The sequence below is a fragment of the Streptomyces sp. NPDC002787 genome, assembly GCF_053592095.1.
Map to the genome: position 1 here is coordinate 198,005 of NZ_JBSFVC010000018.1, position 14,691 is coordinate 212,695.

General features: G+C 70.3%; 13 protein-coding genes and 1 pseudogene. 8 read left to right on the plus strand and 6 right to left on the minus strand.

Translation table 11 applies throughout. From position 1 onward, the window contains the following. Positions 1-12 precede the first annotated feature (12 nt). Both ACWD26_RS25700 and ACWD26_RS25705 read right to left on the minus strand, forming a co-directional pair. Positions 13-1,077, minus strand: a complete 1,065-nt coding sequence (locus tag ACWD26_RS25700; protein WP_451273881.1) for a phosphotransferase family protein — start codon at positions 1,075-1,077, stop codon at positions 13-15. Continuing rightward, positions 1,074-2,078 carry a C-terminal binding protein gene (locus ACWD26_RS25705; protein ID WP_451273883.1) on the minus strand — a complete coding sequence of 335 codons (1,005 nt, stop codon included), beginning with the start codon at positions 2,076-2,078 and terminating at the stop codon, positions 1,074-1,076. The genes ACWD26_RS25700 and ACWD26_RS25705 overlap by 4 nt, the downstream gene beginning before the upstream one ends. Positions 2,079-2,877: 799 nt before the next feature. Between ACWD26_RS25705 and ACWD26_RS25710 the strand changes: the two genes are divergently transcribed. Beyond that, a complete protein-coding gene (locus tag ACWD26_RS25710) occupies positions 2,878-4,146 on the plus strand; it encodes an MFS transporter (RefSeq protein ID WP_451273885.1) in 1,269 nt (422 codons plus the stop codon). 300 nt (positions 4,147-4,446) lie between these two features. Here ACWD26_RS25710 and ACWD26_RS25715 read toward each other — a convergent pair whose 3' ends face one another. Continuing rightward, positions 4,447-5,226, minus strand: coding sequence for a fumarylacetoacetate hydrolase family protein (locus ACWD26_RS25715; protein ID WP_451273887.1), 780 nt, complete (start codon positions 5,224-5,226; stop codon positions 4,447-4,449). 183 nt (positions 5,227-5,409) lie between these two features. On the opposite strand from ACWD26_RS25715, the gene ACWD26_RS25720 reads away from it, so the two are divergent. Continuing rightward, positions 5,410-6,441 (plus strand): LacI family DNA-binding transcriptional regulator, encoded by a 1,032-nt coding sequence (locus ACWD26_RS25720; RefSeq protein ID WP_451273889.1) that lies wholly within the window; start codon positions 5,410-5,412, stop codon positions 6,439-6,441. A gap of 80 nt (positions 6,442-6,521) precedes the next feature. Here ACWD26_RS25720 and ACWD26_RS25725 read toward each other — a convergent pair whose 3' ends face one another. After that, positions 6,522-7,115, minus strand: coding sequence for an NADPH-dependent FMN reductase (locus ACWD26_RS25725; RefSeq protein ID WP_451273891.1), 594 nt, complete (start codon positions 7,113-7,115; stop codon positions 6,522-6,524). Positions 7,116-7,571: 456 nt separating this feature from the next. Here ACWD26_RS25725 and eno point away from each other — a divergent pair, with 456 nt between their 5' ends. The 6 genes from eno (at position 7,572) to ACWD26_RS25755 (ending at position 13,276) form a co-directional block, all read left to right on the plus strand. Then, positions 7,572-8,882, plus strand: coding sequence for a phosphopyruvate hydratase (eno, locus tag ACWD26_RS25730; protein ID WP_451273893.1), 1,311 nt, complete (start codon positions 7,572-7,574; stop codon positions 8,880-8,882). A 179-nt stretch (positions 8,883-9,061) separates the two neighbouring features. Continuing rightward, positions 9,062-10,075: a VOC family protein gene (locus ACWD26_RS25735; protein ID WP_451273895.1), complete on the plus strand. Its 1,014-nt coding sequence runs from the start codon at positions 9,062-9,064 to the stop codon at positions 10,073-10,075. Between the two features lie 25 nt (positions 10,076-10,100). Next, complete coding sequence (locus ACWD26_RS25740; RefSeq protein ID WP_451273897.1) at positions 10,101-10,652, plus strand: carboxymuconolactone decarboxylase family protein; 552 nt, start codon at positions 10,101-10,103, stop codon at positions 10,650-10,652. Between the two features lie 40 nt (positions 10,653-10,692). Beyond that, on the plus strand, positions 10,693-11,802 hold the full coding sequence (locus ACWD26_RS25745; RefSeq protein ID WP_451273899.1) for an alcohol dehydrogenase catalytic domain-containing protein: 1,110 nt from the start codon (positions 10,693-10,695) through the stop codon (positions 11,800-11,802). An 82-nt stretch (positions 11,803-11,884) separates the two neighbouring features. Beyond that, positions 11,885-12,136: a LysR family transcriptional regulator gene (locus ACWD26_RS25750; protein WP_451273901.1), complete on the plus strand. Its 252-nt coding sequence runs from the start codon at positions 11,885-11,887 to the stop codon at positions 12,134-12,136. A gap of 273 nt (positions 12,137-12,409) precedes the next feature. Continuing rightward, the gene (locus tag ACWD26_RS25755) at positions 12,410-13,276 is read left to right on the plus strand and encodes a 3-hydroxybutyryl-CoA dehydrogenase (RefSeq protein WP_451273903.1); all 867 of its coding nucleotides are present in this window, start codon (positions 12,410-12,412) and stop codon (positions 13,274-13,276) included. Between the two features lie 123 nt (positions 13,277-13,399). Here ACWD26_RS25755 and ACWD26_RS25760 read toward each other — a convergent pair whose 3' ends face one another. Together ACWD26_RS25760 and ACWD26_RS25765 are read right to left on the minus strand one after the other, a co-directional pair. Then, positions 13,400-13,711: a helix-turn-helix domain-containing protein gene (locus ACWD26_RS25760; protein ID WP_451273905.1), complete on the minus strand. Its 312-nt coding sequence runs from the start codon at positions 13,709-13,711 to the stop codon at positions 13,400-13,402. A gap of 121 nt (positions 13,712-13,832) precedes the next feature. Further along, a pseudogene (locus tag ACWD26_RS25765) lies at positions 13,833-14,351 on the minus strand (cupin domain-containing protein); the annotation flags it as partial. Between the last annotated feature and the right edge of the window lie 340 nt (positions 14,352-14,691).

Genomic DNA, 14,691 nt, shown 5'->3' on the forward strand with positions numbered 1-14,691 from the left:
GAAGCGTTTCGGTCAGTCGGGCCGGCCGCTGGCGGGCCGGGCCGGGGTCTCGAACGCGGCCTCCCAGGCGTCCAGGACGTCCGCCGGTGTCGGGGCGGGCGCCCGCAGCAGGACCGCCGCGACCGTGCGGACGAACAGCCGGTGCCCGTCGTCCGTGAGGTACTCCGCCGGGGACTTGCCGTCCACGCGCGCGAGCAGCAGCGCCGGGAGCAGTGACGCGACGCGCGCCTCGAGGGCCGGCCGGGGCTCCCAGTCGACGCAGCGGACGTACGCCTCGACCAGTGCCCGTGCGGATCGGAGGAGTTCGGCTCGGTGCCCGGGTAGCACCAGGCTCTTGAGGAGCAGATGGTTGACGCAGAAGGCCAGGTCGAACGCGGGGTCCCCGTACCAGGCGCACTCGGCGTCGAGGAGTACGGGCCCGGCCGGGCCGATGAGGATGTTCTTGGGGCTGACGTCGCCGTGCACCAGGGCCAGGTGGGTCGTGGCCGTGCGGTCGGCGAGGCCCTTGAGGGCGTCGCCCAGATCGGGGTGCGCCGCCGCGGTGGCCAGCAGGTACGGCTCGATGCGCAGCGCGTGGAAGCTGTCGTCGGTGGCGAACTCCTCGGCGAGGGCGGCATCGCCCGCACTCGCCGCGTGCAGGGTCCCGAGCAGTTCTCCGACGGCCGCCGCGGTCGCCACCTCCACCTGGCCGCCGAACAGCCGCGCCTTCCACACCGGGTACCGCTCGGGTGGCAGGAACGCCATCGCGAAGAGTCCGGCCTCGGCGTCGTGGGCCAGCAGCTCCGGCACGCTGTCCGGCCTGTGCCGGGCCGCGAACCGCATCCACGCCCATTCGTAGGCGTTGCGCGAGACCGGTGCCCGCCAGTCGGCGGCGACCCGGAGGCGGGCCAGGGCCCGCTTGACGCACAGGGAGCGTCCCGGTAGGTCGACCCGCCACAGGTCGGACGAGACCCCGCCGGCCAGCGGCGTCCAGTGTGCGGCCTCACCCGGCACGGCGAGCTTGTGGGTGAGCAGGAAGTCGGTGAGCGAGGCGTCCGGCACCGGTTCCGGGGTCACCGGCGTGGAGGGCGAGGTCATCGGGGGCCATCCGAACCGGCGGGCAGACCGCGGGGGCTGTTGCGGGCGTGGGCCGGGGCCTCGCCCTCCAGGATCCGTACGACCTCCTCGGCGGCTCGGCGGCGCAGTTCCGTGACCGAGGCGTCGGAGGAGAAGGCCACGTGCGGGGTCAGCAGCGCGCCCGGCTGGGCCAGCAGCCCGTCGGGGACGTGCGGCTCGCTCTCCAGGACGTCGAAGGCGGCTCCGTCCAGGTGCCCGCTGTCGAGCGCCTTGATCACCGCGTCGGTGTCCACCAGGCCGCCCCGGCTGACGTTGACGAGCAGCCCGCCCCGCCGCATCAGCGCCAGCTGCTCGGCTCCGATGATGTGGTGCGTGTCCGGCGTGAGCGGCACATGGAGGATCACCACGTCGCTGCGGCGCAGCAGCTCCTCCAAGCCGACCATCTCGACTACGGGGGCGTCCTTCGGCGGGTGCGGATCGTGGGCCAGGATCCGGCAGCCGAACGCGCCGAGCCGGCCGGCGGTGGCGCGTCCGATGCGCCCGTAACCCACGACGCCGCAGGTCAGCGTCGACAGTCGGCGCAGCCGGGCGCTCGCTGGGTCCCAACGGCCCGCACGGACGTCCCGGTCGAACAGGGCCAGGCCCCGGGTCCAGGCCAGCACCATGCCGACGGCGTGGTCCGCGACCTCCTCGACGCAGTAGTCGGGCACGTTGGTGACCCAGACGCCCCGGTCGGTGGCCGCCTCCACGGCGATGTTGTCGAGGCCGACTCCGAGCCTGGCCACGATCCGCAGGTCCGGCGAGGTGCCGATCGCGGTGGCGGAGACGGGCGCCCAGCAGGTCAGGATGGCGTCGGGCCGGTGCTCGGCCACCAGGTTCTCGATGGCTTCGGCGGAGGCGGGCTCGGCGGGGCCGGTCACCAGGGTGTGGCCCGCCGCCTCGATGACGGATCGCTCGACGGAGTCGTCGGGCCAGGCGTAGTCGGTGAGCAGCACGGTGCCTGGGCGGCTCGTTTGGTTCATGACAGGTCGTCCTCGCAGAGTCGTACGGCCGCGGCGGACGGTCGGGCGTCGCGCCCGGTCGCGTCCGGTGGGCGGGTTGATCGCCACCCGGGGGCGGCCGACGACATGTCCGAGGGGCCGTCGGTCGCCTGGATGGGCCGGAGGGGTTCACTGGGCTCGCCGGCACCCGCCGACTTGTGGTCGGGGCGGGTGCCGCGGTACGCCCCTGGAACGGATCACGGGATACCAGGGCACGTCGCATCACTTTGTCACAGCCACGTGATGCTAACGATAGCATTCACGGTCTTCGGCACGTCAAGAGTGCGGCGGACACCCGATCGCCGAGGCCCCGTCGCGGGGCCCGCTTCGGTGCCCGTTTCGGGACCCGTTTCGGGACCCGTTTCGGGACCCGTTTCGGGACCCGTTTCGGGACCCGTTTCGGAGCGGAGGAACCGCGCCGCCACGGGAAAACGAGAGGCGGCGAAGAAAACCCGTGTGCACACCTTGACGCGCCCGGCACTTCCCTTCATGGTTTCTGCCAGCGCCGACCGTGTGACCGAGAAGTGTCCGCACGAAGTCCGGCTGCCGAAGACGCCATAGCCACGGACGTTGCCGACGGGCGATAAGCGACTGAATTCCGCATGCGGTGTCCGACCGCGCGGCAGCCCGCCGTCGCCCGCATTCCGCCAGTCGACGACCGCACCGCCGTCGCCGACGCGAGTCCGCGTTCAGCCCACCGCTTCTCGTCATCGCCGCACGACCCCGTACGGCGATGCTTCCGCCGCGGCCCGCCGTGGCCCATTTCTCTTCAGGAGCCGCTATGTCTCACGCAGCGCAGGTCGACACCGCCGCGGTGCCCGCCGGCGAAACGCAGGAAAGCGACCGGCCCACCCTTTCCCGCCCCATGATCGGCGTGGGCTTCCTGCTGATCGTCCTCTCCTACATGGTCAACGCCATGGACCGCCAGGTCTTCCCGCCCCTGCTGCCCAACATCCGCGAGGAGTACGGCTTCTCCCTGGAGCAGGGCGGACTGCTGGCCACGAACTTCACCCTCGGCATGGCCCTGGCCGGTCTTCCCGCCGGCTACCTCCTGGACCGCTTCCGCCGCAAGACCGTGCTGCTGGTCAGCATCGTGATCTACTCCGTGGGCACGATGGCCACACCGCTGGCGACCGGATTCGCCGACATGACCCTGTACCGGGTCGTCTCGGGCTTCGGTGAGGGCATGCAGTCCGCCGCCATCTTCGCGGCGATCGGGGCCTTCTTCGCCCAGCGGCGCGGCCTGGCCTTCGGTGTCATCGGCGTGGGCTACTCGATCGGTGTGTTCATCGCGCCGCTGATCGGGGTCGAGCTGATGAGCATGCACGGCACCTGGCACTCGCCCTTCTACCTTTTCGGCGCCGCCGGGCTGCTGATCGCCGCCGCCTCCCTGTTCCTCGTGAGCACCGGTCTGACCGAGCATTCCGTCGAGAAAGTCGCCTCGACCGGGACCTACGAGTACATGCCGGCGTCCACCTACAACCGCAACACCATCGCGCTGGCCGTCCACGCGGTCATCAGCGGTGTGGCCATCTACGGGTTCCTCGGCCTCTACCCGACGTTCCTCATCACCTCGCTGCACTACACCCCGGGGCAGGCCGCACTGGCCATGAGCCTCCTCGGCTTCGGCGGCATGACGGCCGTGTTCGGCGGCTGGCTCGGCGACCGCTTCGACCAGCGCAACCTGCTGATCCTCAGCCTGCTGGCCGTCTCCGCCATCAGCGCGTACGTCTACACGACGCAGGCACCGGTGGGGACGCAGTGCCTGTTCGCCTTCCTCATGGGCGCCTTCGGGCTGGGCTTCATCTACCCCAACACCAACAGCGCGATACAGCGGGCCGTCCGCCCCGGCCAGATCGGACGCGCCTCCGGCCTCTTCGTGACCGGCTACTACGGACCGGCGGCGTTCTCGGGTCTGCTCTTCGCCACCCTGGTGGAATCCTTCGGCTGGACCCAGGCCGGTCTGCTGCAGGTCACGGCGCTGCCCCTGCTGGGCGTCATCGCCCTGGCCTTCGTCCGCACCTCGGAGTTCAACAACGCGGTCCGCTAGGCGCTCCGCCGGAAGCACAGTGATGAACCCGGGTGGCGGGGGCCGGTCACTCCCCCGTCGCGGCGGAGCCGCCCATGGCACGGCCCCGCGCCCCTCCCAGGGCGCGGGGCCGTGGCGACTCCACCCCTACCGCTCGACCGACCGGCCGGCGCGGCCCGGCCGCCAGCGGGGCGCCGGCCCACCGCGGCTCCGCCGCCGGCGGGGTGCGTCGGCCCACCGCCGACATGCCCCGGGGCCTGCCCACCGCCGAGCGGTGGGCAGGCCCCGGTACGTGGAGGCGACCCGGCAGGCGTCCCCCGGTCAGAGGCTCTCGGCCACGACAGGGTTGCGCAGCACGCCGATGCCCTCGATCTCCACCTCGACCTCGTCACCCGGACGGATCGGCCCGACGCCGGCCGGCGTGCCGGTCATGATCGCGTCACCGGGCAGCAGTGTGAGATAGCGGCTGAGATAGCTGACGAGGTCGGGCACGGAGAGCAGCAGGTCGGCCGTGCTCGCCGACTGCTTGACGGCGCCGTTCACGCGGGTGGTCAGCGTCAGCGCCGAGGGGTCGAGCTCGGTCTCGATGACCGGTCCGAGCGGAGCGAAAGTGTCCTGCCCCTTCCCTACGAGAAGCGTGCCGAACGCGCTCTCCTTCCGCTGGACGATGCGATCGCTGACGTCATTGCCGCACGTATAGCCGAGGATGTACTCGTGCGCCTCCGAGGGCTTCACATGACGGCCTTCCTTTCCGATGACGACGACCAACTCGCCTTCGAAATGGACCAGTTCACCATCCGCCGGATAGACGATGGCATCACCCGGACCTACGACCGCCGTACTCGGCTTCATGAAGCACACGGGAACTTCCGGAACCTCACGATCGGTCTCGTCGATGTGTGAGGCGTAGTTGTAGGCGAACCCGAAGATCCGGGGCCGTTCCAGCGGCGCGAGAATGACCGCGTCACCGATTTCTTCGACGTGCCCGGTGAGGGAAAGTCCGGTGAAGGGATCCCCCTCCAATCGCGCGATCCCGGTGTCCCCGGATACGAGCTCTCCGTAGTGGCACACGCCTCCGACGGCATACCTGACGATCCGCACGGAAACCTCCGCAGCTAGGCAGCCACAGACGGCTGCACGACCCATCCAGCAATGCTAACGTTAGCACGGCGCATAGCGATCAGCCCCGCGACTCCCTTGCCCGACCACAGAGCGCGACACAAGCGCTATCGTTGGCACACGGAAAGTGACGGACGGGATCAGCCAGCTCTAGGGGGCCCTTACGTGATCACGACCAAGGACATCGCGGAACGCCTCGGAGTCTCCGTCTCGACGGTCGGCCGGGCGCTCGCCGACGATTCCCGCATCAGCGAGGAGACCAAGTTCAAGGTCCGCCAGGCCGCCTCCGAGATGGGGTACGTCGGCAACCGCGCGGCGCGGATGATGCGCGGGGCGTCCAGCAACGTGGTCGCGCTGGTGATCCCGGACATCCGCAACAGCTTCTACTCGACCATCGCGCACGAGCTGTCCAAGAACATGGAGGCCGAAGGCTTCCAGCTGATGCTCGCGGAGACCGACGACGACCGGATGGTGGAGCTGCGCCATCTGCGGGAGCTGTCCGCGACCCGCGTGGCAGGCGTCATCATCGTGCCCACCGCGCGCCCGCACAGTGACTCCGTCAAACTTCTGCGCACGGTGCCGCACCTGCAGTTGCTGCGCCGCCACCCGTCGCTCGGCGCCCAGTGGTTCGGCGTGGACGACCACGAGGCGCTGCGCCGGGCCACGGCCCACCTGGTGGCCGAGGGCCACACGCGTATCGCGTACCTGGGCGGCCCCGAGGAACTGCCCACGGGCGCCGAGCGCCTGCGCGGCTTCCGCAGCGCCCTGCGGGAAGGCGGCCTGCCGGACGACGCCGGGCGCGCGGAACTGGCCCCGCCGTCGTCCGTGGAGCACGGCCGACAGGCGGTGCGCCGGCTGCTGAAGGGCCCGGACACCCCCACCGCGCTCGTGCTGGGATCGATCCAGCTCACCCGGGGGGTGCTGGAGGAACTGTCCGAGCAGGGCACGAAGGTGCCCGGGGAGCTGTCCGTGATCGGCTTCGGTGATGAGCCGGGGTTCTCCTGGTGGGGTCCCGGGCTCACCACGATCGGTCTGCCGATCCAGGAGATGGCCACCGGCTGCGCGCTGTGGCTGATGCGCCGCCTGAAGACCAAGCCGGGCAACGACGGCCCGTACACGTCGGTCTCCCCGGGATCGCTGATCCTGCGCGGCAGCACGGCACCCCCCGACGGAAAGGCTCCGTCCAGGTCCCGCTGAGCCATGGGCGGCCCCACCGGCACACACGGAAGGCGCCCGGAGCATTCCGCTTCGAGCGCCTCGCCTGCGTCCGGCGGCGGTCAGTACGCTCCGCCGCGCAGGCCGCGCATGACACGGGCGGTCCGCACGAGTTCGTCGAGCACCCGCTCGGCCGCGGCCTCGTGGATCTTGCCGGGCCGGAACGTGCCGTTCTCGACGAGCCCGTCGACGAACGGGATGCTCACGGTCGGACCGATCGGCAGCATCCCGAGGTTCGCCACGACCTGGTTGCCCATCTGCACCGCCCGGGTGCCGGCCGAGACACCTCCGTAGCTGACGAACGCGGCCGGCTTGTGCTGCCACTCCACCACCAGGTAGTCCCACGCGTTCTTCAGCGGGGCGGGAAAGCCGCCGTTGTACTCGGGGGTGACGAAGACGAACGCGTCCGACGCCTCGACGATCCGGCTCCACTCCCGGGTGTGGCTCTTGGTGTACTGCCGCCGCGCGGGCGGATGCGGCTCGTCGAAGAAGGGGAGCGCGAGTTCCCGCAGGTCGACGGTGTGCGACGTGAACTGGTCACACTCCGCGGCCCGGGTGGTGAACCAGTCCGCGACGGACCTCCCCACCCGCCCGGGGCGAGTGCTGGCCACCACGGAGGTGAGGGTCATCGGCTCCACAGGAGGTTCGGCTGCCATACCGGGCTCACTTTCCTTTCGGCCGCGCCCCGGCCCGGCGGGCCCGCTCCTCCCTGTGCTGTCCGTCCGTCCAGGAAGCGCACGGGCCCGCCGGAGTCCTTGTCGGAGCCGGATCGTGCGAACGATAGCATTCAATGTCGGGCGAACCAAGAGGCCAGCGCCACACGGCAGTCCGAGAAGAACAGCGGGCAGCCCACCTCTTGACATCGCCGCCAACTGTTCGCACGATTGCGCTATCGTTAGCACTCATCGAAGAGAGCCGTACGAGCCTTCGCTCGCTCTCAGCGCCGCCGTACCGATCCGGGTGCCGCCGCCCCTCGGGGCTCCGCGCCCTCGCCCGTTCGTCGGCCATGACCTCCGTACGCCTTCCGTCGTGCGGACGTCCCTTCTCCGATGACAGGCACGGACTCCCCGGCGGTCGCCCCCGGTCGTCCGTACTCCGAAAGGTTGCACCGCATGTCCGATGCGCGGATCGCCAAGCTCCAGGGCCGCAGGGTGTGGGACTCCCGCGGCCGGCCGACCGTCGAGGTCGAGGTCCACCTCGCGGACGGTGCCGTCGGGCGGGCCATCGCACCGGCGGGTGCCTCGACGGGCCAGGGCGAGGCACTCGACCTGCGTGACGGCGGCAGCCGCTTCGGCGGCCTCGACGTCCAGGGCGCGGTGGGCTCGGTGAACGACGAGATCGCACCCGCCCTCACCGGCCATGACGCGGGTGACCAGGAGACCGTCGACCGGCTCCTGGTGGACCTCGACGGAACGACCGACCGCGGCCGTCTCGGCGGCAACGCGATCGTGGCCACGTCCATGGCCGTCCTGCACGCCGCCGCCGCGTCGGCGGGCGTACCGCTGTGGAAGCACCTGGCGGGCGAGCGCCCGGTCCGCATCCCCCTGCCCGAGATCCAGATCTTCGGCGGCGGCGCCCACGCGGACCGCCGGGTCGACGTACAGGACTTCATGGTGATGTGCCCGGCGGCGGACAGTTTCTCCGAGGCCCTGGACTGGACCGCGGAGATCTACCGGGCGGCCGGAAGCCTGATGCGCGCGGCGGGCAAGGCCCAGGGCGTGGCCGACGAGGGCGGCTTCTGGCCCGCCTTCGACTCCAACGAGGAGGCGCTGGAGATGCTGACCCGCGCCATCGAGAGCGCGGGCTTCGCTCCCTCGACCGAGGTGGGCATCTCGCTGGACGTCGCGGCGTCACAGTTCGGCAGCGGCGGACGGTACACGCTGGCCCTGGACGACCGCACGCTCGACACGGCGGCGTTGATCGACATGCTGGGCGGCTGGATCGAGCAGTACCCGATCCTGTCCATCGAGGACCCGGTGGGCGAGGACGACCACGACGGCATGCTGGAGTTCACCCGGCGCTACGGCCGTCGCTGTCAGGTGATCGGCGACGACTACCTGGTCACGAACGCCAAGCGGGTGGAGGCCGCGGCGAGCGCCGGCGCGGTGAACGCCGTCCTCGTCAAGCCGAACCAGGCCGGGACGATCACGGAGGCGTTCCAGGCACTGCGTGCCGGAAGGGAAGCCGGCTTCGGCACGATCGTCTCGGCGCGCTCCGGCGAGACCGAGGACACCACCATCGCCCATCTCAGCGTCGGCTGGGACGCCGGCCAGCTGAAGGTGGGCTCGTTCACCCGCTCCGAGCGCATGGCCAAGTGGAACGAGGTTCTGCGCATCGAGGAGTCCCTCGGTGAATCCGCGGAATTCAGCGGGTGGTCCGCTTTCACCTTCGCCGGATCCGACGCCTTCACGGCCGAGCGGTAATCCCGAGGAATTTACGGCGAGGCCTCAATCCCCAGGCCCTCCCGCCGAACCGAAATCCCGAGGCCTTCACCGCCGAGCCGTGATTCCGAGGCCGTCACCGCAGAGCCGAAAAACAGCCGCGCGACACTGAGCATCACAGTCAGCGAAAATCCAGAGCCGATCCGAGCACGGAGACCAGCATGCTGCCGCCCGTCAATCTGCGCCCGAGTTTCAACATCACCCGCTCCAGCCACGTCCGGCTCACGGTCGCCGATCTGGCCGAGAGCCGGAACTTCTACGTGAACGTGCTGGGACTCGTCGTCAGCGACGAGGACGAGCGCACCTGCTACCTCCGTGGTCTGTCGGAAGCCTGCCACCACAGCCTCGTCCTGGAACTGGACGAGGAGGGCGCGGGCTCCTGCGGGAGGATCGGTTTCCGGGTCTTCTTCGACGAGGACCTCGACAGCGCCTACGACTGGTTCCGTGAGCGGGGGCTGCCCACCGAGTGGGTCGACGTCCCGTACCAGGGCCGGACCCTGCACGTCAGCGACCCCGTCGGCACGCCGCTCGAGCTCTGCGCGCACATGGAGACCCGACCGCGGCTGCACATCGACTTCCAGCTCCACAAGGGCGCGCACGCGCAGCGGCTCGATCACTACCAGACCTTCGCGCCCGACACGTACGAACTGTGCGCGTTCTACGGCGAGCTCGGCTTCCGCAACTCCGAGTACCTGGCGCACGGCGACAAGCTGCTGGGCGCGTTCATGTACCGGAAGGGCACCTGCCTGGACCTGGCGATCGTCGAGAACACCGGGCCCGCCCTGCACCATTTCGCGTACACCGTCTCCGAGAGCCACGACATCTTCACCGCCTGCGACTTCGCGGGCATCCACGGCTACGGCGAGGGCGTGGAGCGTGGCCCCGGACGGCACGGTCCGGGCGGGATGCTCTTCGCCTACCTCCGGGACCCCGACGGGCACCGGGTGGAGGTCTTCAACAGCCACTACCAGACGATCGACACCGAGATCGAGCCGGTGCGCTGGGACGCGGGATCGCTGAGCACCAACGCCCGCTGGGGCCTGCCGGCGCTGGAGAAGTGGTACTTCGAGGCGTCGCCCTTCGCGGGGGTCAAGCAGATCGCGCCGGCCGAGCCGCCGAAGCCCATGTCGCTGGAACGGTTCCTGCTCGAACAGCCCCGGTCCACCACCCGCTGATCCTTCCGTCCCCGAGGAGACACCCATGGCACGAGTCCCCTATCTGCGCCGCGAGGACGCCGACGAGTCGCAGAAGCCCCTGTACGACCGGCTGGAAGCCGAGCGCAAGGTCCCGACGGCGAACATCTTCCTCGCCCTGACCCACGCGCCGACCCAGCTGGACGCCTTCCTGACCTACGCCAACTCGCTGCGGGCGGCCGACCTCAGCCCCCGCCTGCGTGAACTGGCCATCCTGACCGTGGGACACGCGACCCGGTCGGCCTACGAGGTCGCGCACCACCAGTCGCACGGGCTCAAGGCCGGGCTCAGCGAGGAACAGCTCGCGGCGGTGGCCGACTTCGAGTCGTCCGACCTGTTCGACGCCACGGAGAAGGCGGTCATGCGCCTCGCCAGGGAGTCCACGCTCCAGGTCGACGTCTCGGAGAAGACGTGGCGTGCCGTCGCCGACCATCTGACGCACAAGCAGATGGTCGAACTGTCGTTGTCCATCGCCTGGTACAACTCCGGCGTCCGCATCATGGGATTGCTGGGCATCGACCTCGAGGACAATTACCCGAACGCGTTCCCGAATTCGTAGTCGTCGGCACCGTACGGCATATCAACTCAGGAGTATTTCAATGGCGAAAATGCTCGCCGCACGACTGCACGCCCTCGGTGAGCCGATGTCCGTGGACACCGTCGACGTGCCCACCCCTCGGCCGACCGACGTGCTGGTGCGGGTCAAGGCATGCGGAATCGTGCCGAACATGGCCAATGTGATCAACAACTGGCCCACCTGGTACCCGCACCAGCCGCTGCCCAAGCTGCCCGCGATCTTCGGTCTCGACCCCGCGGGCGTCGTCGAGGCGGTCGGGGAGGCGGTCCTCAACACCAAGCCCGGCGACCGGGTCTATGTGAGCCCGCTGCGGTCCTGCGGCAGCTGCCAGGTGTGCCGCGGCGGCGAGCTCAGCCGGTGCCGCTACTTCACCCTGAACGGCTACTTCAGCACCTCACGCGACGGCCAGCGGATCTTCGACCTGTACCCCTACGGCGGCTTCGCGGAGTACATGACCGCGCCGCAGTACTCGATCGTCAACATCCCGGACACCATGACGTTCGAGCAGGCGGGCAAGCTCGGCTACATCGGCACCTCTTACGGAGCCCTCAAGCACGCCACGGCCGGGCCGGGTCAGGTCGCGCTGATCGACGGCATCACCGGCACGCTCGGTGTCGCCTCCACTCTCCTCGCCCTGGCCTCGGGTGTCTCGAAGGTGCTCGGGACCGGCCGCAACGAGGAGCTGCTCAAGCGCGTCAAGGAGCTGGCCCCGGACCGGATCGAGGTCATGCGGCTGGGCGAGGGCTCCACCGGCGAGTGGGCCAAGTCCCGCACCGGCGGCGAGGGAGCGGACTTCGTCATCAGCGCACTCGGTGCCAAGGCTCCCGTGGAGACGATGCTCGACTCCATGCAGGGCGTCCGGCGGGGCGGCAAGGTCGTCAACGTCGGCGGCGTGGCCGACCGGCTGCCCGTGGACGTGAAGTGGCTGATGGACGAGCAGGTCCAGCTCATCGGCTCCAACTGGTTCACCACCGCGCAGGGCCAGGAGGTCTCCGACATGGTGGCGACCGGAGCCCTGGACCTGTCCTACCTGATCACCAAGCCGTTCCCGTTGTCCGAGGTCAACGAAGCGATCTCGGGGCGCGCCACGGATCTCGACGGCGGGTTCAGCAACTACGTAGTGATCCCCTGAACCCGGATCCCCCTACTCACCCCGCGGCGGTCCTGTTCTGCCCTGACGCCGCCGCGGGGTGCCCGGCAGGACGGAGGAACCGATGGAACCGCGCTGGTCGGATTGCTTCGTCCCCGTCGCGGAGGAAGTGCACTTCGCCAGGGCCTCGGACCATCCACACCTCGCTCCGTCGGCGCTCGGTGCCCGGACCCGGGCGCTGGAGTCCCATCTCGGCGTACGGCTCGTCGACCGGTGGCGACGCACGCGCCCCGCGCTCAGCCGTGCCGGGGCGCTGTTCCTCGACGAGGCGCGGCTGACCCTCGCGCGGGCCGCGCGGGCCGGGACGACGGTGTGATCCGTCAGCTGTGGGAGGCCGCTGCCGCCGCGGCCACCGTCTGAACCACCGATCCACCGATCCACCGCAGGCGTCCGGCACGAGCCCGACGCCTCGTCGGCATGCGGTCATCCCGGGCTCCGGTGAGCGTCGAACTGACGCACGTTTGTACGCGGATGACGCACCGTTCGAGCAGGTCAGAGGGTGTGCACCGGCTTACGCTCAACACGGCAGCACACACTGTGGCGGCGTCGGTCGACCGCCGCCCCACGGAGGGACAGGCGGGAGCAGCAGATGACAGCGATCAAGCACGTGGGCGTCGTAGGCGCGGGCCAGATGGGCCGGGGCATCACCGAGGTGTGTGCCCGGGCGGGGCTGCACGTCACGTTGTGCGACGTGACCGAGGACAGGGCCCGGGCCGGCCTGGCGGGTGTGGCGGACTCCCTGCTGAAGGCGGAGAAGCGCGGTGCCCTCGCGCCCGAGGACCGCGCGCACGCCCTGGCCGGGATCTCGGTCACCGGCGACCTCTCCCGCCTGGGCGGGGCGGACCTCGTCATCGAGGCCGCCGTCGAGGACGAGCAGGCCAAGACGGCGCTGTTCCGGCAGTTGGGCGAGGTGGTCACCGACCCGTCCACCGTGCTGGCGAGCAACACCTCCTCCATCCCCATCGCCCGGCTCGCCGCCGCGGCCGGTCGGCCGGAGACGGTCGTCGGGCTGCACTTCTTCAACCCGGTCCCCGTCATGCCGCTGGTCGAGATCATCCCCACCCTGCACACGTCGAAGGCCACGGAGCTGCGGGTGCGTGCCTTCGCGGGCGAGACCCTGGGCAAGAAGACGATCGTCACGAAGGACCGCGCGGGCTTCGTGGTGAACTCCCTGCTGATTCCGTACCTGTTGGCGGCGGTGCGGATGGTCGGCTCCGGCATGGCGACGGCCGAGGACATCGACACGGGGATGACCGCCGGCTGCGCTCACCCCATGGGCCCGCTGCGCCTGGCCGACCTCATCGGCCTGGACACCGTGGCGGCGATCGGCGAGGCCCTCTACGAGGAGTACCGGGAACCGCTGTACGCCCCTCCCCCGTTGCTGCGCCGCATGGTCGAATCGGGTCTGCTGGGCCGTAAGTCGGGGCAGGGGTTCTTCGACTACCGGGCGGCCTGAGGGCCCGTACGGCCTGGCAGCACGCACACGGGCGGCCTGAGAGCACGCCCACGGGCGGCCTGAGGGTGCGTCAGGAGCCGTTCGGTGAGCGGATCCTCCGTCGCCGGAGAGCACCGGCCGACGTCATCGGCGGTCCGAGCGTGCCTCTCGGGGACTCATGCCGTACGCCGCCTTGAAGGCGTGGCTGAAGTGGGCCGGGTCCGCGAAACCCCAGCGTCCGCCGATCGCGCCGACCGGCAGGTGGTCCAGGGCCGGGTCGGCGAGGTCGCGGCGGCACCGGGCCAGACGCTGTTCCCGTATCCAGCCCGAGACCGTGTACCCCCGTGCCGCGAGCAGCTTGTACAGATAGCGACGGGAGATGCGGTGGGCGGCCGCGATCCCCTCGGGGCTCAGCCCGGGGTCGGCGAGCCGCTGTTTCCATGTGGACGAGCACACGCTCGGTGAGCCGGCCCGGGCCGTCCTCGCCGGGTGTCCGACCCGTGTCGGCGTGCTCCACGAGAAGGCTGCCGATCAGGTCGATGACGTTGTCGGCGAGCCGTGGCGTGGCTCGGGCCTCCAGGTGCTCCAGCTGGCGCGCCAGCCCGTGCAGGAGGGGCAGGACCACCTGGCCGAGGCCGTCGTGGCAGGGCACCGGCGTCGCCGTCACCCGCACCAGATCACGTTCGGTCAGCTGCAGCATGGCCTGCGGGAACATCAGTACGAGGCCGGTGTGGGACTGGTCGAGATCGTAGGTGAAGGGACGGCGCGTGTCGTAGACGACCAGTTCGCCGGGGCCCACCTGGGCCTGACGGTCCAGTTGGGTGAGCACGCCCTGTCCGGTGAGCTGCAGGGTGAGCTGGAAGAAGTCGGGTGCGTCGGAGGCGATGTGCCGGCGGGTGCGCACGATGCTGTGCGGTGCCGCCGAGATGACCGACATCTGTACCTGCCCGACCCTCACGGCGTGCAGTGACGCGCTGAAGTCAGCCCTCTCGCGCGGCAGGACCTCCAGGGGCACGAGGTTCTGGCTCACGGCGTCCCGCCAGCATTCCAGTCGCTCGGTGGCCGTGCCGTCGCTCGGCGTCGTGATCCGGGGCATGCGGCTCTCCTCCCGGTGCGTCCGGCCCCGCGAGACGGGCTCGGACGGCACTCCTGGCGAGGAATGGCAAGTCCATCCGGGCGATCCGCAACCGGCTCCGGGGAAGTGTTCTCAACCACGCAAATTACCGGTGCTCCCGGACACAAGCAGGCCCCTCGTTCCGCCCCGCATCATGTGAGCAGTGCCCGAGGCGACTCGTACGGCGTTCGTGCAGGACGAGCACGAACGCCCCCGCGAAGACGGGCACGACGCCCCCGCGAAGACGGGCACGACGCCCCCGCGAAGAGGGCGGTACGGCCACGGGCGAGGCGTCCCGTCTTCGCCGACCGTCCCGCCACGG